Source organism: Lutimaribacter pacificus (assembly GCF_900142185.1).
In the GTDB taxonomy this organism is placed as follows: Bacteria; Pseudomonadota; Alphaproteobacteria; order Rhodobacterales; family Rhodobacteraceae; genus Lutimaribacter; species Lutimaribacter pacificus.
This window is the reverse complement of sequence record NZ_FQZZ01000002.1, coordinates 427773-451753: the sequence shown is the minus strand read 5'-3', so window position 1 is coordinate 451753 and position 23981 is coordinate 427773. Positions and strand designations below refer to the sequence as shown.

Below are 23981 nucleotides of genomic sequence, written 5' to 3'. Positions count from 1 at the left end.
CCCCCGCCCTCCGCTAGATGCGCCCATGACAAAGCTGTTCGCCTATACCGACGGAGCGTGCTCCGGCAATCCCGGCCCGGGCGGCTGGGGCGTCCTGCTGCGCGCGATGGACGGCGACACCGTTCTGAAGGAGCGTGAGCTCAGCGGCGGCGAGCCCGCGACCACCAATAACCGGATGGAGCTTCTGGCCGCGATCGCCGCGCTGGAAACCCTGTCGAAACCGTCGCAGATCACCATCGTCACCGACAGCGCCTACGTGAAGAACGGCGTGACCGGCTGGATTCACGGCTGGAAGCGGAACGGCTGGAAGACCGCGAACAAGAAACCGGTCAAGAATGTCGAACTCTGGCAGCGCCTGGACGAGGCGCAGCGCCGCCATGACGTGACCTGGGAATGGGTCAAGGGCCATGCCGGCCACCCCGAGAACGAACGCGCCGACGAACTGGCCCGCGCCGGCATGGCGCCCTTCAAGCCGGGCAAACCGGCATGAGCGCGCTGGTCCCCGCCCTCGATTACATCGCCGTGCTGATCTTTGCGCTGACCGGCGCGCTGGTGGCCAGCCGCGCGCAGCTCGATATCGTGGGCTTCGCCTTTCTCGCCTGCCTGACGGCGGTGGGCGGCGGCACGCTGCGCGACGTGCTGCTGGACCGCGACCCGGTATTCTGGATCGCGGCGCCCGGTTTCCTCGCGGTCGCCATCACCGCCGCCGTGCTCGTCTTCTTCACCGCGCACCTGCTGGAAAGCCGCTACCGCGCGCTGCTGTGGCTCGATGCCTGTGCGCTGGCGGTCGCGGTCACGGCGGGCGTCGGCGTCGCCCTGTCGATGGGCCAGCCCGCGCCGATCGTCATCATCATGGGCATGATCACCGGCTGCATGGGCGGGCTGATGCGCGACGTGGTGGTGGGCGAGGTGCCGCTGGTGCTGAAACAGGGCGAGCTTTACGTCAGCGCCGCCTTCGCCGGTGCCTCGGCCGCCGTGCTTGCCGGGTGGCTGGGCGCCGCGCTCTGGATCACCCTGAGCGCCTGCGCCGCCGTCACCCTGACCCTGCGCGCGGGCTCGCTGCGCTTCGGCTGGCGCCTGCCGGTCTACCGCAGCCGCCCGCCGCGCGCCTGAGTTTCCTCTCTCCGACAATATCCCGGGGAGTTTGAGGGGCAGCGCCCCTCATTCCGCATCGCGCCAGCGATGCATATACGGGCGCGGGCGCAGGCCCGCACCGCTGACCTATCGCCGGCCCTCGCGCAGCCATGCGCCCACGATCAGGGCCGAGGCCAGCAGCAGCACCAGCCATTCCGGCAGCAGCGGCACCTTGGTCACGTCCAGCGTCTGATAGGCCTCGCGCGGGGTGATGCCGATCCAGCCGCGGCCCGCGGCCGGGCGGCCCTCGCGCACGGCGCGGATCTGCGGCACGCCGTCAGAGGCCAGCGCCACCGCGCCGCCACGGCGCGCGTCGATTGCCGGGCGCAGCACCGTGTCGGTGGCGATGGTCTGCACGAATTCGCGCGGCGCCGCGGGGCCAAGGCCGATCACCGCCTCTTCCTCGCCTTCCCGCAGGCGGTAAAGGCCGATCTCGGGGCCCTGGTAGATCGCTTCGTACTGGCCCGGGCGCACCTCTTGCAGCGGCACCTGCACCTCTTCGCCCGAGGGCGTGGTCACCGTCACGTCACCCACGCTGTCGCCCAGCGTGCGGCGGATGATGCGCATGGTCTGGCCGGTGGGCTCGGCCCAGATCGCCTCTTCCTCAAGCTCGGGTTCCTTCATCATCCAGTGCGCCAGCCGCCGCAGCAGTTCCAGCTGCGGCCCGCCGCCCTCGAACCCGCGATCCCACAGCCATGCCTGGTCCGAGGCCAGCAGCGCGATCCGCCCCTCGCCCACGCGGTTCAGCACCAGCAGCGGCTTGTCCTCGACGCCTGACATCACCACGTGGCCGGCCTGCGGTTCGACCTCGATCTGGCGCATCCAGCGGCCCCAGTCGCCCTCGCCCCCGGGCGCAAGGCCGGCAGTGACGGGGTGGCGCTGGCCGATATCGGTGACGGCGGGGGTATAGCCCTGTTCGATCACCCGCGCGGTCGGCGCGGCCGGCACCACCTGGCTCAGCGGCGAGCGATAGATCGAATCCGCGCTGGCGAAATCCGGCCCCGCTGCGATCAGCACCGCGCCGCCGGTTTCGACATAGTTGCGCACGTTGTCGAGATAGAGCGACGGCAATATCCCCCGCCGCTTGTAGCGGTCAAAGATGATCAGGTCGAAATCCTCGATCTTGTCCAGGAACAGCTCGCGCGTGGGAAAGGCGATCAGGCTCAGCTCCGCCACCGGCACGCCGTCCTGTTTCTCGGGCGGGCGCAGGATGGTGAAATGCACCAGGTCGACCGAGCTGTCGGATTTCAGCAGGTTGCGCCATGTGCGCCCGCCGGCATGGGGTTCGCCCGACACCAGCAGCACGCGCAGCCGGTCGCGCACGCCGTTGATCTGCACCAGCGCGGTGTTGTTGCGGTCGGTCAGCTCACCCTCGGCCTCGGGCACCGAGAACTGGATCACGTTGCGCCCGCCATGCGGCAATTCCAGCGGCAGGTCCACCGTGCGGCCCACGCGCAGGTCGAACCGCTGCGGCTCGCCCCCGTCGACCGAGATATCCAGCGCCGCCATCGCGTTTTCCTCGGGGGCGGCGCCCATGTCCTCGATCCGTATCGACAGGGTGACCGGCTCGCCCAGGATGGCGAAGGCCGGGGCGTTCTGGACCACCAGCCGGCGGTCCCAGTCGGTATCGCGGCCGGTATGCAACAGGTGGAAGGGCGCGGGCAGGTCGCCGGCAAGCCCTGCATCGTGCACGCGACCGTCCGACAGCGCGACGATACCGGCGATACGGCCGCGCGGCTCTTCGGCCAGCGCCTCGTTGATGGCGGTCATGAGCAGCGTGCCGCTGTCGTCCTCGCCATCGCCCAGCTCGATCCGGCGCAGCTCGGTATTGGGGCGCGCGGCGATGGCGGCCTCGACCCGGGCGGCGGCGTCCTCGGTCAGCGCGGCACGGTCGCCAAGGCGCTGGCTGGACGAGCCGTCGACCGCCATCAGCACGATATCCGACAGCGCCGCGCGGTCCTCGGTCTGCCAGCCGGGCCCGGCCAGCGCGCCCAGCACCACCAGCGCGGCCAGCGCCCGCAGCGCCCAGCCGGTCAGCCCGCGCCACAGCGCCAGCCCGACACCCGCCGCAGCCACCGCCGCCAGCACCGCCAGCACCGCCCAGGGCAGCAGCGGGTCGAAGATCACCGTTCCCGTCATTGGCCCAGCCTGTCCAGCAGCGCAGGCACATGCACCTGGTCGGATTTGTAGTTGCCCGTCAGCACATGCATCACAAGGTTCACCCCGAAGCGATAGGCCAGTTCGCGCTGGCGTTCCCCGCTGAACCCCCGGCCGACGGGATAGAGCGGGTTGCCGCGCGTATCCATCGCCCAGGCCGCGGCCCAGTCATTGCCGCCGATCACCACAGGCGTCACGCCATCGTTGAGGTTGCGGAACGGCATCCCCTCGATCTGTTCGGCATCCGCCGGCGCGGCCTCGACCCAGACATCGCGGCTGACATGCCGTCCGGGGAAATCCTGCAACAGGTAGAAGGTGCGCGTCAGCACGTGGTCGGCGGGCACCGGCTCCAGCGGCGGGATATCCAGCGGGCGGGCCAGTTCCTGCAGCTTGCGGCCATTGGGGCTGGCCGCGCCGAACCCCGCCACATCGGCGTCGCGCGTGTCGAACAGGATCAGCCCGCCCGCCCGCAGATAGCGGTTGAGCCGGGCATAGGCCTCGGCCGAGGGGGTCGGCTGATCCGGCGTGACCGGCCAGTACAGCATCGGGAACAGCGACAGCTCGTCGGTTTCGAGGTTCACGCCGATCGGGTCCGCCGGTTCGACCGAGGTGCGGAAGAACAGGATATCCGACAGCCCGCGCATCCCGGCCTCGGCCATCTCGTCCAGTTGGCGGTCGCCGGTCAGCACATGGGCCAGCACCATCTCGGCGGTGGCGGCGATGGCGAAATCCTCGTCCGTCGGCAGGGCGTCCTGCGCGCGCGCGTCGCCCGGCAGCGCCAGCGCCAGCGCGACCAGCGCCGCGCCGGTGCCCCTGGCGATACCACCACCGCCGCCGCCGCGCAGCCGGCCCGACAGGGCCAGCGTGGCGATCACATCCGCCGCCAGCAGGATCACCGCCAGCGCCAGCAGCCAGCCGCCCAGCGGCTGTTCGGGCGGGCGGTTCATGCCCTCGACCGGGATGCGCGCGGGCCAGGCCGCGGGGGCAAACGTGCGGTCGGGCGTCATCGCGTTGCGCGCGATGCGGCGCTCGTCGCCCTCATAGACACCGGGGCGCAGCTCGGGGCCCAGCGGCGCGGCGATCAGATCGGCGCCGTCGACGCCGGGCAATGTCTGCGTCTCGTCGAGGCGGCCGAACCCGTCCAGCACCGCGCGCGGCTGCCAAGTGGTGCCCTCAAGCTCGCCCGCCTCGGGCTGGCCGGTGGCCGAGGAGACCGCCAGCCGCTCCAGCATCTGCACGAACAGACCCGACAGCGGCAGGGTCGACCATTCGGCATTGGCGGTCACGTGCATCAGCACCACCTGCCCCTGCCCGATCCGCTTGCGCGTGACCAGCGGCGTGCCATCGGTAAGCTGCGCGATCACGCGCTCGGCCAGCGTCGGGTCGGGCTGCGCCATCACCTGCGCGCTGACCCGCACGTCGTCGGGGATACCGAGCCCGTAAAACGGGCTTTCCTCGGCAAAGGGCGCCAAGGATTTCGGCTCGCCCCAGCTCATCGCGCCGCCCACGGTGCGGCCGCCTGCGCGCAGGCGCACCGGCATCAGCGGGGCCTCTTCGCTGCGGCTGACATCGCTTGCGGCAAGGCGCGGCCCGGCAAAGCGCAGCAGCAGCCCGCCGCCCTCGACCCAGTCCAGCAGGCCGGCCTGTTCGGCCCCCGACAGGGTGGCCACATCGGCCAGGATCACCACGTCCGGGTTGGCGGGCAGGATATCGGTCAGCGCACCGTCCAGCAGGTCGGCGGACGGGTCCAGCGCCTGCCGCAGGTAGTGCAGCGGCTCCAGCAGTTCCAGCCCCTCGCGGTCGTCGCGCCCGGCGATCAGCGCGACCTCGCGCCGGCGCAGGCTGTCGTCGGACAGCGCCACCGCCCCTGCGCTGCGCGCGCCCTCGATCTCGAACCGGGTGATGCGGCCGCGCAGCTCGGCGGGCAGGGACAACTCGCCGCTGGCCTCGGCCTCGCCGGGTGCGAAGTTCAGCGTCAGCCGCGCCAGCACGCGGGCCACGCCGGACGGGTCCAGCCCGTGCGCAGCGATGGTCACGTCACGCGGGCCCGCCGTGACAGCCCGGCGGGCGGCCAGGGTGACGATCCCGCCCTCGAACGTCGCGGGCAACAGCGCCATCGCGCCGCGGCCGCCCTCGATCACGCGCACCGATCCGCGCGATTCCAGCGCCACCAGCAGTGTATCGCGCCCCGGCCGGTCCAGCCCGTCGGACAGCCAGACGGTATCGAACGGCCCGTCGCCAAGGGCGCCTGCGGCATCGGCCATCATCGCCTGCGACGGCTCCCACGGCTGGGGTTCCAGCCCGGCGATCCGGGCCTGCCATTGCGCGGGCGCCTGGAATACCGGCGCTTCGGGCGTGGTCAGGCGCAGCACGGCGGCGGTGCGCCCGGCGCGGCCCGCCTCGGCCAGCAGGCGATCCAGCATGTCGGCCCGCGCGGTCCAGTCCTGCGCGCCGGTCCATCCGCCATCCAGCACGAACAGCACCGGCCCGTCGCCCGCCGTCGCATCCTCGGGGTCCGGGTTCAGGATCGGCCCGGCCAGCCCGACGATCACCGCCGCCACCGCCAGCATCCGCAGCAGCAGCAGCCACCACGGCGTGCGGTCGGTCACCGTGTCGTCATCCGTCAGCCCCAGCAGCAGCGCCACGCCCGGAAACCGCCGCCGGATCGGCGCGGGCGGGATGGCGCGCAGGATCAGCCACAGGACCGGCAGCGCAATCAGCGCCGCCAGCAGCCAGGGCGCCGCGAAACCGATGGGGCCCAGCATCATCTTACCGCCCCCTGATCCATCGCCCGCCACGCCCACAGCAGCGCGGCCTGCGCGCTGTCGCCGGTGTGGTGGCAGTGATATTGCCAGCCGGTCGCGCGGCAAAGCTGCGCCAGCTCATCCTTGCGCGCGGCCAGCCGTTGCAGATAGCGGCCGCGCAGATCGCCCGCCTTCAGCGTTTCGTGGCTGAGCGTGCCGCCGATGCTTTCGAACACGGTGCGGCCCTGGAAGGGAAATGCCTCTTCGCTGGGGTCCAGCACCTGGATCAGCAGGCCACGCACGCCCCGGTCCGCGGCCTTGGTCAGTGCCGCATGCACCGGCGCGACATCGCCCATGAAATCCGAGATGAATACCGCCCGCGCGTGGGGGATCATCCCGCGCGCCTCGGGGGTGCCATAGTCGCTGGCGTCGTCGTCCACGAAGATCGCGGCCAGCCGTTCCAGTTGCGCGTTGCCGCGCCTTGGCGGCAGCGTGGCGCCGGTCAGGCCTACGCGCTCACCGCCGCGGATCAGCATGACCGACAGCGCCAGCGCCAGCAGCCGCGCGCGGTCGCCCTTTTCCGGCAGGCCCTTGTCCGACGAAAACCGCATCGAGGCGGCGCGGTCCACCCACAGCATCACCGATTGCGCGATCTGCCATTCACGTTCGCGCACGAATTGCTGGTCGCCCCGCGCCGAGCGGCGCCAGTCGATCCGATGCGCCGGATCGCCCGGCTGCGCCGGCCGGTATTGCCAGAAATCGTCGCCCAGCCCGGCCCGCCGCCGGCCGTGTTCGCCCAGCAGGACGGTGCCGGCCAGGTGCTCGGCCCGCGCCAGAAGCGGGGGCAGCCGGGCGGCTTCGGCCTCGGCCCGGGCGCGAAGGGCAAGGGGGGTTGTCACGCCGCGGCCTCTTTCAGGGTCACCTGCCCCACGGTCTCGGCGATCAGCGACGGCAGGTCGTCACCCCGCGCGCGCGCCGCGAAATTCAGCGCCATGCGGTGCACCAGGACCGGGTGCGCCATGTCGGCCACATCCTCGACCGAGGGCGCCAGCCGCCCCTGCAGCAGCGCGCGGGCGCGCACCGTCAGCATCAGCGCCTGTGCCGCGCGCGGGCCCGGCCCCCAGGCCACCGTCTGACGCACACGTTCGTTCGCGCTGTCGTCATCGGGGCGGAAGGCGCGCACCAGATCGAGGATCGCCTCGACCACGCTGTCGCCCACCGGCATCCGGCGCAGCAGCGTCTGCGCCGCGATCAGTTCGGCGGCGGTGAATACCTCGTGCGCCTCTTCCTCGGCCACGCCGGTGGTGGCCAGCAGGATATCCCGCTCGGTCGTGCGGTCGGGATAGGCCACGTCGATCTGCACCAGGAACCGGTCAAGCTGCGCCTCGGGCAGGGGATAGGTGCCCTCCTGCTCGATCGGGTTCTGGGTCGCCAGCACGTGAAACGGCACGCCCAGCGGCCGGTCCTCGCCCGCGACGGTCACGCGGCGTTCCTGCATCGCCTGCAACAGCGCCGATTGCGTGCGCGGGCTGGCGCGGTTGATCTCGTCCGCCATCAGAAGCTGGCAAAAGACCGGGCCGGGCACGAAGCGGAAATGCCGCTTGCCGTCGTCCGAGGTTTCCAGCACCTCCGAGCCCAGGATGTCCGACGGCATCAGGTCGGGCGTGAACTGGATGCGGTTGCCATCCAGCCCCATCACCGTGGACAGCGTTTCCACCAGCCGCGTCTTGCCAAGGCCCGGCAGGCCGATCAGCAGCCCGTGACCGCCGCATAAAAGCGCGGTCAGCGTCAGGTCGACGACCCGTTCCTGCCCGATGAATCGCCGCGTGATCGACGCGCGCGCCTGTGCCAGCTTTTCTTCCAGCGCCTCGATCCCGGCCACCAGATCGGTGTCATCGGACATGGCAAAACTCCTGTCATGGACCTATGTGTTAGATCAGAGTGTATCGCGCGTATTTGAAATGGCAAAAGCAATGAGCGGACAAAACATCGTGAAACCTTCGGCAGACGGGATCGCCGCCTCGGTAAAAGCCGCGCAAAAAGGCAAAGGCCTGCCGCCCGTGCATCTGTGGAACCCGCCCTTTTGCGGCGACCTGGACATGCGGATCGCGCGCGATGGCACATGGTTCTACCTCGGCACGCCGATCGGGCGGCCCGAACTGGTGCGGCTGTTTTCAACGATCCTGCGCAAGGACGGCGAGCAGTATTTCCTTGTCACGCCGGTGGAAAAGGTCGGCATCACCGTCGACGACGCGCCCTTTGTCGCGGTGGATTTCGAACTTGCGGGCAAGGGCCGCGACCAGCGGCTGACCTTCACCACCAATGTGGGCGACACGGCCGAGGCCGGCCCCGATCACCCGATCCGCGTGATCCGCGACCCCGAGACCGGCGAACCTTCGCCATATGTGCTGATCCGTGCCAACCTCGAGGCGCTGATCGACCGGAAAAGCTTTTACCGGCTGGTCGAGATCGGCGCGCATCACGAGGGCTGGTTCGGGCTGTGGTCGGGGGGCGAATTCTTTGGCATGATCCCGTCCGGGGAGCTACCTGCGGTCTGACGGCTTTCGGTTTCCGACAAAAACACACAGGTATTGCCTGTCGCGGCAGGACGTTATATGCGACACGCAGAATGTAACCTGATGACCGAGGCCCGGATGATCCCGTCGCGCTATACCCCTGTCCTGTTCGGTTTCCTGCTGTCGGGCATGATGTCCGGCCTGATTTCGGGGCTATCCACCTTCCTTGCCGTGGGCCTGCCCGCCGATTTCCCGCTGCGCTGGTTCACCTCCTGGCTGACAAGCTGGGCCATCGCCTTTCCCACCGTCCTGGTCGTCGCCCCGGTGGCGCGGCGGCTGGTCGCAACGCTGACCCGCGACGCGTGACGCCGCGATGCCGCGTTTCGCCCTGAACCTGACACTCGCCTTTTCGGACCTGCCGCTGCCGGCCCGTATCCCGGCAGCCGCGGCGGCAGGGGTGGCGCGTGTCGAGATGCTGTTTCCCTACGCGATGCCCGCGGGGGACCTGCGCGCGCAACTGGACGGGACCGGCACGCGCATGGTGCTGATCAACACCCCCGCCGACGACTGGGCAAAGGGCGGGCGCGGGACCGCCGCGATCCCCGGCGAAACCGCGCGGTTCCGGGCGGATTTCGCGCGGTCGCTGGACTATGCCGCCGCGCTGGCGGTGCCGGTGGTGCATGTGATGGCCGGGCTTGCCACGGGACCCGAGGCCGACCGCATTTTTCGCGACAACCTGGCATGGGCCTCGGACGAGGCGGCCCGGAAGGCCCCCGGCCTGACGCTGACTGTCGAGCCGATCAACCCCCATGACATGCCCGGCTATTTCCTGGACGGTTTTGAACAGGCGGCCGGGATACTCGACAGGCTGAACCGCCCCAACCTCGCGCTGCAATTCGACGCCTACCACGCCCACCGCATCACCGGCGACGTGATCGGAACATGGGCGCGCCACGGCCACCGTGCGGCGCATGTGCAGGTGGCCGGCGCCGAGGGCCGGCACGAACCCGTGCCGGGCGGGGCGATTGATTTCCCGGCCTTTTTCGCAAGGCTCGACGCCGATGGGTATACCGGCGCGGTCAGCGGCGAATACACGCCGGCAGGCGACACCGTGGCCGGGCTGGGATGGATGCGCGCGGGCTGACCCGGCAGGGCGCGATCACATCTTTCGTTACAGGCGCGATTCCCGTTGCGCGAAACGGGTATCTGCCGCTTAGGATTTCCCTGCGCCACCCGCCCGGCGTGCGCGCGCCGATCCCTCGGGGCGCGCGCTTTTCCCGGTTCGGAACGGGCGGGCCGACCGCTTTCGCATGAAGGATGAAGCGCATGATGATGATGCGCGCCTATCTTGCCCCCTCGCCCATCGAAGGGCTGGGGGTTTTCACGCATGTCCCCGTCGGCAAGGGCGATCTGGTCTGGCTCTATGACCCGCGCTTCGACGTGAGTTATTTCCGCGACGACCTCGCCGGCCTGCCCGCGCATTTCCGCGATTTCCTGGAACGCTATACCTACGACCACCCGACCGACCCCGAGCGGATCGTGCTGGATTGCGACGAGGGGCGGTTCATGAACCACGCCGACGCGCCCAATGTCGACCTGTCCGACCCCGCGCGCGGCATCGCCACCCGCGACATCGCGGCGGGCGAAGAACTGACATGCGACTATCGGCAGTTCTGCGCGGAGGGCGTGTTCTTTCAGCCCTCGCGCCACCGGGTAGGGATGGAGATCGCGGCCGCGGAATGAGGGGGCGCTGCCCCCTCGCCCGTTCCGGGCTCACCCCCGGAGTATTTTCGGCAAGATGAAGGGCCGGTCAGGTCCGGGGCGTGATGTTGCGCACCAGCCCCTCCTGCGCGACATTGGCAACCATGCGCCCGTCGCGGGTGAAGATGCGGCCGCGGTTGAAACCCCGCGCGCCGCCCGCCCAGGGGCTGTCCATCACGTAGAGCAGCCAGTCGTCGACGCGGAAATCGTCGTGAATCCACAGCGCATGATCGAGGCTGGCGAATTGCATATCGGGATCGGCGAAGGCCCTGCCATGCGGCATCATCGATGTGCCCAGAAGCCCGAAATCCGAGATGAAGGCCAGCGCCGCCCGGTGCAGTTTCGGATCGTCCCCGATGCTGCCCCTGGTGCGGAACCACATGTGCTGCATGGCGGGGCGCGGCGTGCGGTCGAAGGGCGGGCGCGGAAACTCGGCCCGCATCTCGACCGGGCGGGGTACGGCCAGCCAGTTCAGGAAGGTTTCGGGCAGTTCGTCGCGCATGGTTTCGGCCAGCGCAAGTTCGGTCGGCAAGTCCTCGGGCGGGGTGGCCCTGGGCATGTCGTCCTGGTGGAACAGCCCCGGTTCGGCCACGTGGAACGATGCGGCCAGGTTCAGGATCGGGGCGCCGTGCTGGATCGCCACAACCCGGCGGGTGGTGAAGCTGCCGCCGTCGCGGTCGCGGTCCACCCGGTAGAGCACCGGCTGGGTCGCATCGCCGGGGCGCATGAAATAGCCGTGCAGCGAATGCGCCGGGCGGTCGTCGGGCACCGTCATCGTGGCGGCGCTGAGCGCCTGCGCGATCACCTGGCCCCCGAAGCTGCGCCCGCGGCCCTGCGGCGTGGCGATCCCGCGATAGAAGTTTTCCTCGATCCGTTCGACCGTCAGGATGTCGACGAAGGCGCGGACAAGCGCGGCATCGTCGATCTGCTGGGTTTCGTCGGCCATCGGCCCCTCCGTCTGGTAATGCCGCCAAGTGGCGGTAAAACGGGCCCGAGTGCAACCCCCTAGCCCTGCCCGATCAGCGCCCGGTCGTGGCAAACCGCGCCCGGCCCTTCGAGTTCGAGCGAGGAATGGGTGATGCCGAAGCGTTCGTCCAGCAGAGTCTTGAGCCCGGCGCGCAGGGCGTCCATGTCCGCCGTATCCCCGATCACCACATGGGCCTGCAACGCGATGCGGTGTTCCTGCACGCGCCACAGGTGCAGGGCGTGCACGTCCTCAACCCCTTCCATCCCGCAGATCGCGCGGGCGACCTCGTCGACGCCGGGGCTGTCGGGGCTGCCCAGCATCAGCACGCGGATCACCGGGCCGATGCCCTGCCAGGAATGCCACAGGATATAGCCCGAGATCAGCAGCGTGATGACCGGATCGACCACCCACCAGCCGTAAAGCAGGATCAGCGTGCCGCCCAGGATCACCGCGACCGAGCCCATTGCATCGGCCACGTTGTGCAAAAACGCCGCGCGGATATTCATGCTGTCGCGCGACAGCCGCAGGATCAGCCCGGCGGTCACCAGGTCGACCACCAGCGCCACGCCCGCGACGATCACCACGGTCCAGCCCTCGACCTCGACCGGGTTCAGGAACCGGCCCACCCCTTCGACGGCCAGCCACAGCGCGATGACGATCAGCGTGACATAGTTGATCAGCGCGGCCACCACCTCGGCCCGGCCATAGCCGAAGGTCATGTCGGCATCGGCCGGGCGCCGGGCTATGCGCCTTGCGGCAAAGGCGATCACCAGCGACAGCGCGTCCGACAGGTTGTGCACCGCATCCGCGATCAGCGCGAGCGAGCCGGACAGCAGCCCCGCCACGATCTGCACAAAAGTCAGCAGGATATTGACGCCCACCGCCGCGGCGACACGCCGGTCGCCGGCCAGGTCGGCCTCGGGGTGGTGGTGATGGTGGTCATGCGGCATGTTCCCGCCTCCTTGCGCTTGTGACGCGAAACAACTTAATCTCTCCAGTCACTAGAGGTTCAAGGGGGGTCGCCCATGTTTTCCATCGGCCAGTTGTCGCAGGCCACCGGCGTCAAGGTGCCGACGATCCGGTATTACGAGGATATCGGCCTGCTGCCCTGCGACGGGCGCAGCGCAGGCAACCAGCGCCGCTATTCCGTGGCGGGGCGGGACAGGCTGCGCTTTATCGCCCATGCGCGGGCGCTGGGGCTGCCGCTGGATGCGATCCGCGCGCTGCTGGACCTGTCGGGGCGCGACGGGGCGCCCTGCCGGGATGCCCATGCCATTGCCGGGGCGCACCTGGCCGATATCCGCGACCGCATCGCCCGGCTGACCCGGCTGGAGCGCGAACTGGAGCGGATCACGCAGGTCTGCGACCACGATGACGGGCCCTGCCGGCTGCTTGAGGCGCTGGCCGATCACGACCAGTGCAGCGGCGCGCACTGAGGGGCGCTCAGGCCGCGGTGGCGGTCATGCATTGCCGCCCGTCCGGCCCCCGCGCCCAGAGCGTGCCGTCGTCGCGCCAGCAGATCGCGGCCGCCTCGTCATGCATCAGCGGCGCGGTGGCGCGAAAGGCAAAGCTCTGCACCCGCCCCAGCCGCTTTTCCGCCAGCAGCATCAGCAGTTGCGCCAGAAGCGGCCCGTGCGTCACCAGCCCGGCATAGCCCTCGACGCCCGTGGCGTAATCCATGTCGTAATGGATACGGTGCCCGTTGAAGGTCAGCGCGGAATAGCGAAACAGCCGCGTGGTGCCGAATTCCCACCGTTCGGCGGCGTCTTCGTCCGTGGGCGCCAGCGGCGGGGCCGGTTGCCGGGCATCCGGGGCGGGATCTTCGCGATAGACCAGATCCTGCCATTCGGTCACGCGGATCACACCCTCCTGCGCGATCTCGTGGCGCAGCGTGACAAAGGCCAGCGGGCCGCTGCGCCCATCCTTGCGCGCGGTCTTTTCCACGGTCGAGCGTTTCTCGGCCATCACGCCCGCGTGCAGGGGGCCGTGGAATTCCAGCCGCCCGCCGGCCCACATCCGGCGCGGCAGGCCCATGTCGGGGATCAGCCCGATACCGGTTTGCGGATGCCCGTCGCGGCCCAGCCGTTCGGGCGGTTCCGGCGCCCAGAAATAGACCTGGTGGAAAAACGGCGGCAGCGGATCGCCAGTGCCGATCGTCGCATCCAGCCCCAGCGTCGCCTGCAGCGCGCGGGCACGCGCAGGGTCCATCACATCGGTTTGACTGTCGCTCATCCCGGCCCCATCCTTCGCCTTGCATCGCGCAGGCTAGGCCCGCGCCGTGAAAGGAGCAATCGGAAATGCCGCGACTGACCGCGCTGGATCACCTTGTCCTGACCGTGGCGGACATCCCCGCCACCATCGGATTCTACCGCGACGTGCTGGGGATGGAGGCGCAGCCCTTTGCGCCCGCCGACGGCACGACCCGCTGGGCGCTGCGGTTCGGGCGGCAAAAGATCAACCTGCACCAGTCGGGGCACGAGTTCGAACCGAAGGCGGCACAGGTGCAGCCGGGCAGCGCCGACCTGTGCTTTCTGACCGCCACGCCGCTGGACGAATGGGAGGCGCACCTGGCCGCGCATAAGGTCACGGTCGAAAGCGGCCCGATTGCCCGCACCGGGGCCACCGGCCCGATCCTGTCGCTTTACCTGCGCGACCCGGATGGCAACCTGATCGAGATATCCAACGCGCTTTAGCGGCGGGACAGCCCGTTGACGCAATGCCGCGCGGTCGCCGACCCGCGGGGTGGCGATCAACGGTTGAGAGGGGCGATTTATCCCGGACAAGCGCCTCTGACATCCGTCGGTGGCGGGACGCCAGCCAATCGCCGCCCCGGGGGGCGGGTCGGCGATCGCGCGGCGGCCTGCGGCCGCTATTCGCGCGGGACGCGCGCGCACCCGTCAAACGCAAAACGCCCCGCGCGGGGAACCCGGCGGGGCGCTGCGAAGGGTCGCCTTGAGCCGTCAGGCGGTCGGCAGGATCACGATCTCGACCCGGCGGTTCTGTGCCCGGCCCTCGGGCGTCAGGTTGGAGGCCACCGGCTGATCCTCGCCCCGGCCGATGGTCTGTATCCGGCCCGCTGGCACGCCCGAGGCGATCAGCTCGGACGACACGGCCGCCGCCCGGCGCTGCGACAGGTCGAAGTTGTAACCCGCCTCGCCGGTATTGTCGGTATGGCCCAGCACCTGCACGGTCGAGTCGGGATACTTGTTCAGGCTGCCGGCAACGGTGCGCAGCTCGTCCCGGATCGAGGGGGCCAGCGCCGAGCTGTCGGTGGCGAACAGGATATCCTGCGACATCGACACGATCAGCCGGTCGCCGGTATTGGTGACGGTCGCGGTATTGCCCAGACCCTCGCGCAGTTCGGCGGCCTGCTGATCCAGGCTGTAGCCGATCACGCCGCCCGCCGCCGCACCCAGCGCCGCGCCCTTGATCGCGCCTTGCGCCTTGTTGTCGCTGGTGGCGGCCCCCAGGACCGCGCCCAGAAGCCCCCCGGTCACGGCGCCGGTTCGCGTCTTTTCGGCGGGTTGCACGTTGCAGGCGGCCAGCGCAAGGGCCGACCCCGCAAGAAGAAGGGATAGTTTCGATGCTCGGATCATGAAAAAGCCTCTGATCAGGTGGTGTTACGGTCCGTCCCCGGATGACACCAGTATAGGCACGGCAAAGACGCTTCCCAACAAGGAACTGGGGGGAATTCGGCGGTAATCCGCCCATATCCGCATCACGCGCCGGTGCGCGCGCTTTCCCACGCCAGCAGCGCCCGCTTGACCGGCAGGCCCCAGTGATACCCGCCCAGGCCGCCGGATTTGCGCAGCGCGCGGTGGCACGGGATCAGGAAGCTGACCGGGTTGCGCCCCACCGCCGTGCCGACCGCCCGCACCGCCCTTGGCCGCCCGATCGCGGCGGCGATGTCGGAATAGGTGGTCACGTGGCCCGTGGGCACACTCAGCAGCGCCTCCCACACCTTGATCTGGAAGGGGGCGCCGATCATGTGCAGCCGCGCCTCGCCCTTTTGCGCGAAACCGGCCTCGACCCAGGGGCGGATCGCCTGCGCGTCCTCGACATAGCTCGCCTTGGGCCAGCGGGCGCGCAGATCGGCCATCGCCACGGCCTCGCCGGTTTCTTCGGCGAAGGCCAGACCGCACAGCCCGCGATCGGTGCCCATCGCCAGCACCCGGCCGAACGGGCTGTCGAACCAGCCCCAGCGGATCGTCAGGCCGGCCCCGCCGCGCGCGTATTCGCCGGGGCTCATCGCCTCCCACCGCAGGAACAGGTCGTGCAGCCGCCCCGACCCCGACAGCCCCGCGCCATCCGCCGCTTCCAGCATCGTGTGACGGTCGGCCAGCAGCGCCCGCGCCTGCCCCAGCGCCAGGTATTGCTGATAGCGTTTCGGGCTGACGCCCACCCATTGCGTGAACAGGCGCTGGAAATGTGCGGCGCTCATCCCCATCGCGCCCGACAGCTCCTCCAGCGACAGCGGATGATCGGCCGCATCGATCAGGTCGAGCGCGCGACGCATGACCTGGTAGTGATAATGCCCTTCGGGGTTCTGCACGTTCATCCTCTGTCTCCTTTGCGGGCAGATTACGCCGCGGCCCCATCGCTTGCGACCCGAAACCTGCGCAACCGTCTGGACGGGCCTGAGCAAACCGGGCATACCAACCCGCAACATGGCAAAGCAGCTTGATTATCACACGATCCGCGAGATCTTTACCCGCTTTCACGCGGCCGAACCCGAACCCAAGGGCGAGTTGGAGCATGTCAACGCCTACACGCTGGTGGTGGCGGTGGCGCTGTCGGCGCAGGCCACCGATGCCGGCGTGAACAAGGCAACGCGCAAGCTGTTCCAGATCGCCGACACCCCGGAAAAGATGCTGGCCCTCGGCGAAGAGGGGCTGATCGAACATATCAGGACAATCGGGCTTTACCGCAACAAGGCGAAAAACGTCATCAAGCTCAGCCGTATCCTGGCCGACGACTACGGCGGCGAGGTGCCCTGCTCGCGCGCCGCGCTGCAGGCGCTGCCCGGCGTCGGGCGCAAGACGGCCAACGTGGTGCTGAACATGTGGTGGCACTATCCCGCGCAGGCGGTGGATACCCATATCTTCCGCGTCGGCAACCGCACCGGCATCTGCCCCGGCAAGGACGTGGTCGCCGTGGAGCGCGCCATCGAAGACAACATTCCCGTGGATTTCCAGCAGCACGCGCATCACTGGCTGATCCTGCACGGGCGCTATATCTGCGTCGCGCGCAAGCCGAAATGCAACGCCTGCCTGATCCGCGACCTGTGCCAGTACGAGGACAAGACCGCATGACCAAACACCAGATCGTCGGGATCGGCAACGCCGTGGTCGACGTGATCTCGCAATGCGACGACCGCTTTCTGACCCGCATGGGGATCGACAAGGGCGTGATGCAGCTTGTCGAACAGGAACGCGGCGAATTCCTGTATGACCAGATGGAAAACCGCGTGCAGATGCCCGGCGGCTCGGTCGCCAACAGCGTCGCGGGCGCGGGCGCGCTGGGGCTGTCCACCGCCTTTATCGGGCGGGTGCATGACGACGCGCTCGGCCGCTTCTACGCGGCGGGCATGGCCGAGGACGGCACCGATTTCGTCAATGCCCCCGTGCCGGGGGGCGAGTTGCCGACCTCGCGCTCGATGATCTTCGTCTCGCCCGATGGCGAACGGTCGATGAACACCTATCTCGGCATCTCGTCCGAGCTGGGCCCCGACGACGTGCCCGACGACGTGGCGCGGGGCGCGGAAATCCTGTTTCTCGAAGGCTACCTTTACGACAAGCCCAAGGGCAAACAGGCCTTCGAACGCGCCGCCGAACTGTGCCGGGCGGGCGGCGGGCAGGCCGGTATCGCGCTGTCCGATCCGTTCTGCGTCGACCGCCACCGCGCCGATTTCCGGCGGCTGGTGAAATCGCTGGATTACGTGATCGGCAATGAACACGAATGGAAATCGCTTTACGAAACCGACGACCTTGGACATGCGCTGGAACAGGCCGCCGGTGACAGCGGGCTGATCGTCTGCACCCGCTCGGGCCATGACGTCGTGCTGGTGCGGGGCGAGGAAACCGTGACCGTCCCGGTCACCCCGGTCACGCCGCTGGATGCCACCGGCGCGGGCGACCAGTTCGCCGCCGGGTTCCTGTACGGGCTGGCGACGGGGCAGGGCCTTGCGGTCTCGGGCCGGATGGGCTGCATCGCCGCGGCCGAGGTGATCGGCCATTACGGCGCCCGCCCCGAGGCGGATGTCATGGCGCTGTTCAGGGCCGAAGGGCTGGTCTGAAAACCAGCCACCAGTCGCTTCATCTTGCCCCAAATACCTCCGGGGGTGAATTGGGCCGCAGGCCCAAGAGGGGCAGCGCCCCCTGCCCCGCCCGACGTCTTACCCCACAGCCTTCTGTTTCGACAGCTGCACCATCAGGATGCCCGCCGCGATCACCACGACGCCCACGACGTCCAGCGCGCCCAGCTTCTCGCCCAGAAGCGCCGCGGCGATCGCCACGCCGAAGAACGGGTTGAGGAAATGGAAGGTCGCGGCCTTCACCGCGCCGATCTCGCTTACCAGCGTGAACCAGACCCAGGTCGCCGCCAGCCCGGGCACCAGCGTGGTATAGAGGAAGGCCACCACCAGTTGCCACGTCCAGTCCACCGTGATCGTCTCGGTCAGGGCCGAGACCACGGCAAGGCAGCCCGCGCCCACGAACATCTGCAACCCCACCACCATCATCACGTTGCCGCCGGACGAGGCGCCGCGCACCGACAGCGTCGCCACCGTCAGCGCCGCCGCGCCGAGGATGCACAGCAGCAGCCCCGTGCGGTCCACCCCGGCCTCCAGCCGCGCGCCCATGATCAGCGCCACCCCGACGACGCCCAGCACCAGCCCGGCCACGCCGATCCACGGCAACCTGTCGCGGAACAGCACCCAGCCGGCAAAGGCCACCATCAGCGGCATCGTGGACGCGATGATCGACGCCAGCGACGCCTCGACCCATTGCATCGCCACGAAGTTCAGCCCCAGGTACAGCGCGTTCTGGCAGATCCCGAAGATGATCGTCGCGCGCCATTGCCCGCGCGTCAGCCGCAGCGTCTGGCCCAGCATCATGGCGATGGCGACACCCAGCACCCCCGACAGGAAGAACCGCGCCGAAAGCGAGGCCAGCGGCGGCGCATGGGCCACGATCACCCGCGCCGAGGTGAAGGCGCTCGACCACATCACCGCGAAAGCCAGCCCCAGAATGACCGCCCGGATATTCATCCCCTGCCCCCGTCCGTTATCTGCCCTTCTTAGACACGGGGCGGGCGGGGGATGCAATCAGATGTCAGCCAAAGCGCGAGCGCGCCTCTTCGATGGCATCCGACAGGTTCTTGCAGGCCGAATCCATCCCGGCCTTCAGGTCGCTCCAGGCCAGTTCGCCGGACTGGCGGGTTTCGTTCAGCCTCTGCTCCAGCGCGTCGCGCTTGCCGTGCAGGTCCTGCACCATCCCGCGCAGGGCGGTTTCGCCATCCGCCGACGCCTCGCGTGTGCGGGCCTCGATCCTGTCGATCTCGGCGTTCCACTGGTCCAGCTGCGCCTTGGCCTTCTCGATATATGCGTCGCGTTCGGACATTTCGGACATGAGGATCGGTGCTCCTTTTCCCTTGTCTCAACCAGTGCCCGCGCCCTTCCCGGCCATACGTGGCGGGCATGGACGGAGATGGCGATCCGCGGTGGCGAATTTAAGTCAGCCGTCCTGACAGACCACCGGAACCCCATGGCCGGAAACGACAAAAGGCCGCCCAACCGGACGGCCCCTTGCACCGAATGACGGAGGGATCAGCCGTTCACGCTGTCCTTGAGCGCCTTGGCGATGGTCATCTTGACCACCTTGTCGGCCTCTTTCTTGATCTGTTCGCCGGTGGCGGGGTTGCGCACCATCCGCTCGGGGCGTTCGCGGCAGTAGATCTTGCCGACGCCCGGCAGGGTCACGGCGCCGCCGGCCGAAACTTCGCGGGTGATGATCGCGATGATGGCGTCGAGCGCGCCCGAAGCGGTTTTCTTGTCACTGCCCATTTCCTCGGCCAGAGTGGCCACAAGCTGGGTTTTGGTCATCGGTTTTGCCATGTTTGGTCTCCTTATCATGCCCGACTTCTAGGGCCTCTCCCGCCATATCTAACGGCATATAGCGGTTAAACACAACGATTAGTGGGCGTTTGCAAGGGAAAATCGCCGATTTTGCGCATTTTTCCCAACGTCAGAGAAAGGCGGTTTCGTCGAAACTCCGCAACTTGCGGCTGTGGATGCGTTCGAGCGGCATGTCGCGCAACGATTCCATCGCGCGAATCCCGATCATCAGGTGCCGCGCGACCTGCGTTTTATAGAAATCGCTGGCCATGCCGGGCAGCTTCAGCTCGCCATGCAGCGGCTTGTCGGACACGCACAGAAGCGTGCCGTAAGGCACACGGAACCGGAACCCGTTGGCCGCGATCGTCGCGCTTTCCATGTCCAGCGCGATGGCGCGCGATTGCGACAGCCGTTGCACCGGGCCCTGCTGGTCGCGCAGTTCCCAGTTGCGGTTGTCGACGCTGGCCACCGTGCCGGTGCGCATGATCCGTTTCAGGTCGTACCCGTCCAGCGCGGTTTCCTCGGCCACCGCGCGTTCCAGCGCGATCTGGATTTCCGCCAGCGCCGGCACCGGCACCCAGACCGGCAGGTCGTCGTCCAGCACCTTGTCTTCGCGCAGATAGGCATGGGCCAGCACGAAATCGCCAAGGCTTTGCGAATTGCGCAGACCTGCGCAATGGCCGACCATGATCCAGGCATGGGGGCGCAGCACGGCGATATGGTCGGTCGCGGTTTTCGCGTTCGACGGGCCCACGCCGATATTGACCAGGGTGATCCCCTCGCCGTTCTTCCGCTTGAGGTGATAGGTCGGCATCTGCGGCATCTTCGCCGGCAGGTCCAGCGGCGCCTGCGCATCGGTGATGGTCGCGTTGCCGGTGCCCACGAAGGCGGTATAGCCGCTGGCGGGATCGGCCAGCACGGTGCGGGCGAAGGCCTCGAACTCCTCGACATAGAACTGGTAATTGGTGAACAGCACGTAATTCTGGAAATGCGCGGGGTCGGTCGCGGTGTAATGCGCCAGCCGCGCAAGGCTGTAATCCACGCGCTGCGCGGTGAAGGGCGCCAGCGGCCCCGCCCCGTCCGGCCCCGGCTGGTGGGTGCCGTTGACGATGTCGTCATGCGTGGTCGTCAGGTCCGGCACGTCGAAGATGTCGCGCAGCGTGAAATCGGCCGCGCCCTCGTGCGGCACGGTGATGCCCGCGCGCCCGGCCACCGCGAAATGCACCGGCATCGGCGTGTCCGACGGGCCGATCTGCACCGGCTGGCCGTGGTTCTGCACCAGCAGGCCGATCTGTTGCTCCAGGTAATGCCGGAACAGGTCGGGCCGCGTGATCGTCGCCGCATGGGTGCCGGGCGAGGATACGTGGCCGAAACTCAGCCGGCTGTCGATCTGCGCATAGGATCGCGTGGTGATGCGGATTTCGGGATAAAAGGCGCGCACGCGATGTTTCGGCGGGCGTCCCTCAATGGCGGCGGTGAAGGCGTCGCACAGGTAACCGGCGGCCTGATCGTAAAGCGCGACCAGCCGCGCCACCGCCGCCTGCGGATCGGTAAACAGGTCCGGCCCTGCGGCGTCCGGGGTCTGAATGTCGATGGGCGGCGTCACCGGGCGATCCTTCCTGCCTTTTGGCCAATGGAACAGGTCGTGCGGGGAAGATCAACTTTGATGTCAGCCGTTGACCCCCGCCGCCCGCCACCGGAAGCTGCCCGTCATCGGGAACAGGAGCACGGCAATGGATTACGAAACGGTGGGCGCCGACGCCTTCGGCGCCGCGCTGCGCGGCATCGGGCTGAACCTGCTGGTGCGCGACGTACCCGCGCAGGTGGATTTCCTGCGCGATGTGTTCGGGATGGGCGCGCACCGCGTCAGCGCCGATTTCGCCATCCTGACCTATGGCACCCAGGTCATGCAGATCCATGCCGACGGCACCTATCGCAGCCACCCGCTGCTGGGCCTGCTGCCGGAAACCCCGCCGCGCGGGGCGGGTATCGAGATCCGCCTTTACGACACCGATCCCGACACCGCCGCCGCCCGCGCCGATGCGCGCGGCGCGACGGTGCTGCAACCGCCCACCGACAAGCCCCACGGGCTGCGCGAAACCTGCATCCTGTGCGACAACGGCTATGCCTGGGTGGCCAGCCTGCCGAAACCGGAAACCAGACAAGGAACCTGAACGATGAGCGTGACGAACCTCAAACCCAACATGGATCACTGGCAGGAGCGCGTGGACCTTGCCGCCGCCTTTCGCTGGACCGCGCGGCTGAACATGCACGAGGCGGTGGCCAACCACTTTTCGCTGGCGATCAACGAGGAGGGCACAAGGTTCCTGATGAACCCCAACCAGGTGCATTTCAGCCGCATCCGCGCATCCGACCTGATCGTGGTGGATGCCAACGACCCCGAAACGCTGGAAGGCCCGAATGCCCCCGACCCGACCGCCTGGGGCCTGCATGGCGGCATCCACCGCCATTGCCCGCACGCGCGCTGCGCGATGCATGTGCATTCGATCCATGCCACGGTTCTGGCATCCCTTGCCGACAGCCGCCTGCCGCCCATCGACCAGAACTGCGCCACCTTCTTCAACCGCTACGTCATCGACGACGGCTATGGCGGGCTGGCTTTCGGGGACGAGGGCGAACGCTGCGCGCGGCTGTTCGACGATCCGAAAAAACGTGTCATGATCATGGGCAATCACGGCGTGCTGGTGATCGGGCGGACCGTGGCCGAAACCTTCAACCGGATGTATTATTTCGAACGCGCCGCCGAAACCTATATCCGCGCGCTGCAAACCGGCCGGCCGCTGCGCGTGCTGTCCGACGAGATCGCGGAAAAGACCGCGACCGAGCTGGAGACCTATCCCGAACAGGACGAAAGGCACCTGGCCGAGCTTAAGGCGATCCTGGACGAAGAGGGATCGACCTACGCCAGCTGAGGCCGCGCGGCCTGACGTGACGGAACGTTTCCCCTGCCATCCGGCGCGGCACGGCGTTAGGGTCTGGCGGAACGACTCATCAGGAGGGAAATCATGAGCGACGATATCGTCATCCTCGGCGGCGCACGCACCGCCATCGGCACATTCGGCGGCAGCCTGGCCGGCACCCCGCCCATCGAAACCGCCACCGTGGCGGCCCGGGCGGCGATGGAACGCGCCGGCGTCGAGGGCGGGCAGATCGGCCATGTCATGTTCGGCCATGTCATCAACACCGAACCGCGCGACATGTATCTTTCCCGCGTGGCCGCGATCCAGGCCGGCATCCCCGACACCACCCCGGCGATGAACGTCAACCGGCTCTGCGGCTCGGGCGCGCAGGCCATCGTGTCGGCCACCCAATCGCTGATGCTGGGCGACGCCGATTTCGCGCTGGCGGGCGGGGCCGAGGCGATGTCGCGCAGCCCCTATATCAACCAGGATCAGCGCTGGGGCGCCAAGATGGGCGATATCAGGACGCTCGACATGATGCTGGGCGCGCTGAACTGCCCCTTCGGCACCGGCCACATGGGCATCACCGCCGAGAACGTGGCGGCCGAACACGACGTCACCCGCGAGGATCAGGACGCCTTTGCGCTGGAAAGCCAGAACCGCGCCGCCGCGGCGATTGAAGCGGGCCATTTCAAGGAACAGATCGTGCCGGTCGAGGTGAAGGTGAAGCGCGACATGGTGCCGTTCGACACCGACGAGCATCCCAAGGCCTCGACCGCCGAGGCGCTGGCGGGGCTGCGCCCGGCGTTCCGCAAGGACGGCAGCGTGACGGCCGGTAACGCCAGCGGCATCAACGACGGTGCGGCGGCCATCGTCCTGGCCCGGGCAGGCGCGGCGCAAGCCGCTGGGCTGAAACCGAAATTCCGCGTGCTCGGCTATGCCCACGCGGGCGTGCGGCCCGAGGTGATGGGCATCGGGCCGGTGCCGGCGGTGGAAAACCTGCTGGCGCGGACCGGGCTGAAGATCACCGATTTCGACGTGATCGAATCGAACGAAGCCTTCGCCGCGCAGGCGATCGCGGTGAACCGGGGGCTGGGGCTGGACCCGGCCAGGGTAAACCCCAATGGCGGCGCCATCGCGCTGGGACACCCGGTGGGCGCGACCGGCTGCATCATCACGGTAAAGGCGATGTACGAGCTGGAGCGCACCGGCGGCAGCAAGGCGCTGATGACGATGTGCATCGGCGGCGGACAGGGCATCGCGCTGGCCATCGAGCGGCTCTGACCGGGCCGCTGGGAGGGGGGCTGTCTGCCCCCCGTCCCCTTCGGGGACTCCCCCGAGGATATTTCCCGAGAGAGGAAACCGGGGCGCGAAACAAGGTTAATCGCGCGGTTTGCCGGTGAAACCGTGCACTTCCTGCCGAAAGCTTAACGCAAACCGCGCGGTTCGGGCCGCAAGGCGCGCGGTTTTGCCGGCTTCGGCCCGGCCATGCGGGGCCGAAACCGCCGGATCGCGGTAGCATGTTACCCCATCGGTTCGAAACCGCGCGATCCCGCCGCAAAACCGCGCGGTGTTAACCTTTGTCTGTCGCAGATCACCGGCGCGGCGCCGGTTGCACCCCCCTTCGGGCCGGGTATGGTTGCCGGGATGGATGACCAGCCCTTTGGA

The 23981-nt window shown here is 68.6% G+C and carries 26 protein-coding genes; 13 read left to right on the top strand and 13 right to left on the bottom strand.

The features are described from left to right. The first annotated feature begins 25 nt into the window (after positions 1–25). Entirely contained in the window at positions 26–490 is a 465-nt protein-coding gene (rnhA, locus tag F3H87_RS08210; RefSeq protein ID WP_149788095.1) for a ribonuclease HI, read from the top strand. Continuing rightward, positions 487–1113, top strand: coding sequence for a trimeric intracellular cation channel family protein (locus F3H87_RS08205; protein WP_149788094.1), 627 nt, complete (start codon positions 487–489; stop codon positions 1111–1113). The genes rnhA and F3H87_RS08205 overlap by 4 nt, the downstream gene beginning before the upstream one ends. A 108-nt stretch (positions 1114–1221) precedes the next feature. On the opposite strand, the gene F3H87_RS08200 is transcribed toward F3H87_RS08205, so the two are convergent. From F3H87_RS08200 to F3H87_RS08185, 4 genes are read right to left on the bottom strand one after another with little or no spacing between them, the layout of a single operon-like run. Continuing rightward, positions 1222–3273, bottom strand: a complete 2052-nt coding sequence (locus F3H87_RS08200; protein WP_149788093.1) for a hypothetical protein — start codon at positions 3271–3273, stop codon at positions 1222–1224. After that, positions 3270–6059 (bottom strand): DUF4159 domain-containing protein, encoded by a 2790-nt coding sequence (locus F3H87_RS08195; RefSeq protein WP_149788092.1) that lies wholly within the window; start codon positions 6057–6059, stop codon positions 3270–3272. Before F3H87_RS08195 ends, F3H87_RS08200 begins: the two co-directional genes overlap by 4 nt. Further along, entirely contained in the window at positions 6056–6934 is an 879-nt protein-coding gene (locus F3H87_RS08190; RefSeq protein WP_149788091.1) for a DUF58 domain-containing protein, read from the bottom strand. The genes F3H87_RS08195 and F3H87_RS08190 overlap by 4 nt, the downstream gene beginning before the upstream one ends. Further along, positions 6931–7938, bottom strand: a complete 1008-nt coding sequence (locus tag F3H87_RS08185; protein ID WP_149788090.1) for an AAA family ATPase — start codon at positions 7936–7938, stop codon at positions 6931–6933. Before F3H87_RS08185 ends, F3H87_RS08190 begins: the two co-directional genes overlap by 4 nt. A gap of 70 nt (positions 7939–8008) precedes the next feature. Between F3H87_RS08185 and F3H87_RS08180 the strand changes: the two genes are divergently transcribed. The 4 genes from F3H87_RS08180 to F3H87_RS08165 all read left to right on the top strand — a co-directional run bounded on the left by F3H87_RS08180 (position 8009) and on the right by F3H87_RS08165 (position 10294). Then, a complete protein-coding gene (locus F3H87_RS08180; protein WP_149788089.1) occupies positions 8009–8593 on the top strand; it encodes a DUF1285 domain-containing protein in 585 nt (194 codons plus the stop codon). Between the two features lie 81 nt (positions 8594–8674). Further along, complete coding sequence (locus tag F3H87_RS08175; protein ID WP_407657161.1) at positions 8675–8917, top strand: DUF2798 domain-containing protein; 243 nt, start codon at positions 8675–8677, stop codon at positions 8915–8917. A gap of 7 nt (positions 8918–8924) precedes the next feature. Next, on the top strand, positions 8925–9695 hold the full coding sequence (locus F3H87_RS08170) for a hydroxypyruvate isomerase family protein (protein WP_149788088.1): 771 nt from the start codon (positions 8925–8927) through the stop codon (positions 9693–9695). 182 nt (positions 9696–9877) lie between these two features. Continuing rightward, positions 9878–10294 carry an SET domain-containing protein gene (locus F3H87_RS08165; RefSeq protein ID WP_149788087.1) on the top strand — a complete coding sequence of 139 codons (417 nt, stop codon included), beginning with the start codon at positions 9878–9880 and terminating at the stop codon, positions 10292–10294. A gap of 67 nt (positions 10295–10361) precedes the next feature. On the opposite strand, the gene F3H87_RS08160 is transcribed toward F3H87_RS08165, so the two are convergent. Together F3H87_RS08160 and F3H87_RS08155 are read right to left on the bottom strand one after the other, a co-directional pair. After that, on the bottom strand, positions 10362–11258 hold the full coding sequence (locus F3H87_RS08160; protein WP_149788086.1) for an acyl-CoA thioesterase: 897 nt from the start codon (positions 11256–11258) through the stop codon (positions 10362–10364). Between the two features lie 59 nt (positions 11259–11317). Then, positions 11318–12229, bottom strand: coding sequence for a cation diffusion facilitator family transporter (locus F3H87_RS08155; protein WP_149788085.1), 912 nt, complete (start codon positions 12227–12229; stop codon positions 11318–11320). Between the two features lie 75 nt (positions 12230–12304). Here F3H87_RS08155 and F3H87_RS08150 point away from each other — a divergent pair, with 75 nt between their 5' ends. Beyond that, complete coding sequence (locus F3H87_RS08150; protein ID WP_149788084.1) at positions 12305–12715, top strand: MerR family transcriptional regulator; 411 nt, start codon at positions 12305–12307, stop codon at positions 12713–12715. Between the two features lie 7 nt (positions 12716–12722). On the opposite strand, the gene F3H87_RS08145 is transcribed toward F3H87_RS08150, so the two are convergent. Then, the gene (locus F3H87_RS08145; RefSeq protein WP_149788083.1) at positions 12723–13511 is read right to left on the bottom strand and encodes an FAS1-like dehydratase domain-containing protein; all 789 of its coding nucleotides are present in this window, start codon (positions 13509–13511) and stop codon (positions 12723–12725) included. 65 nt (positions 13512–13576) lie between these two features. Between F3H87_RS08145 and F3H87_RS08140 the strand changes: the two genes are divergently transcribed. Beyond that, the gene (locus F3H87_RS08140; RefSeq protein WP_149788082.1) at positions 13577–13972 is read left to right on the top strand and encodes a VOC family protein; all 396 of its coding nucleotides are present in this window, start codon (positions 13577–13579) and stop codon (positions 13970–13972) included. A gap of 267 nt (positions 13973–14239) precedes the next feature. Here F3H87_RS08140 and F3H87_RS08135 read toward each other — a convergent pair whose 3' ends face one another. Next, the gene (locus F3H87_RS08135) at positions 14240–14875 is read right to left on the bottom strand and encodes an OmpA family protein (protein ID WP_149788081.1); all 636 of its coding nucleotides are present in this window, start codon (positions 14873–14875) and stop codon (positions 14240–14242) included. Between the two features lie 122 nt (positions 14876–14997). Further along, positions 14998–15837 (bottom strand): methylated-DNA--[protein]-cysteine S-methyltransferase, encoded by an 840-nt coding sequence (locus F3H87_RS08130; protein WP_149788080.1) that lies wholly within the window; start codon positions 15835–15837, stop codon positions 14998–15000. 109 nt (positions 15838–15946) lie between these two features. Here F3H87_RS08130 and nth point away from each other — a divergent pair, with 109 nt between their 5' ends. Together nth and F3H87_RS08120 are read left to right on the top strand one after the other, a co-directional pair. Next, positions 15947–16591, top strand: coding sequence for an endonuclease III (gene nth, locus F3H87_RS08125; protein ID WP_149788079.1), 645 nt, complete (start codon positions 15947–15949; stop codon positions 16589–16591). Further along, positions 16588–17574, top strand: coding sequence for an adenosine kinase (locus tag F3H87_RS08120; RefSeq protein ID WP_149788078.1), 987 nt, complete (start codon positions 16588–16590; stop codon positions 17572–17574). The genes nth and F3H87_RS08120 overlap by 4 nt, the downstream gene beginning before the upstream one ends. A 99-nt stretch (positions 17575–17673) precedes the next feature. Here the strand turns inward: F3H87_RS08120 and F3H87_RS08115 are convergent, their stop codons facing one another. From F3H87_RS08115 to F3H87_RS08100, 4 genes are all read right to left on the bottom strand, one after another. After that, entirely contained in the window at positions 17674–18546 is an 873-nt protein-coding gene (locus F3H87_RS08115) for a DMT family transporter (RefSeq protein ID WP_149788077.1), read from the bottom strand. A 64-nt stretch (positions 18547–18610) separates the two neighbouring features. Further along, positions 18611–18907 carry a sll1863 family stress response protein gene (locus F3H87_RS08110; protein ID WP_149788076.1) on the bottom strand — a complete coding sequence of 99 codons (297 nt, stop codon included), beginning with the start codon at positions 18905–18907 and terminating at the stop codon, positions 18611–18613. Positions 18908–19104: 197 nt separating this feature from the next. After that, positions 19105–19392, bottom strand: coding sequence for an HU family DNA-binding protein (locus tag F3H87_RS08105; protein WP_149788075.1), 288 nt, complete (start codon positions 19390–19392; stop codon positions 19105–19107). A 130-nt stretch (positions 19393–19522) separates the two neighbouring features. Next, a complete protein-coding gene (locus tag F3H87_RS08100; protein WP_149788074.1) occupies positions 19523–20998 on the bottom strand; it encodes an AMP nucleosidase in 1476 nt (491 codons plus the stop codon). A gap of 127 nt (positions 20999–21125) precedes the next feature. On the opposite strand from F3H87_RS08100, the gene F3H87_RS08095 reads away from it, so the two are divergent. The 3 genes from F3H87_RS08095 (at position 21126) to F3H87_RS08085 (ending at position 23597) form a co-directional block, all read left to right on the top strand. Continuing rightward, on the top strand, positions 21126–21566 hold the full coding sequence (locus tag F3H87_RS08095) for a VOC family protein (protein WP_149788073.1): 441 nt from the start codon (positions 21126–21128) through the stop codon (positions 21564–21566). Positions 21567–21569: 3 nt separating this feature from the next. Then, entirely contained in the window at positions 21570–22325 is a 756-nt protein-coding gene (locus F3H87_RS08090) for a class II aldolase and adducin N-terminal domain-containing protein (RefSeq protein WP_149788072.1), read from the top strand. Between the two features lie 93 nt (positions 22326–22418). Further along, the gene (locus F3H87_RS08085) at positions 22419–23597 is read left to right on the top strand and encodes an acetyl-CoA C-acyltransferase family protein (protein ID WP_149788071.1); all 1179 of its coding nucleotides are present in this window, start codon (positions 22419–22421) and stop codon (positions 23595–23597) included. Positions 23598–23981: the final 384 nt, after the last annotated feature.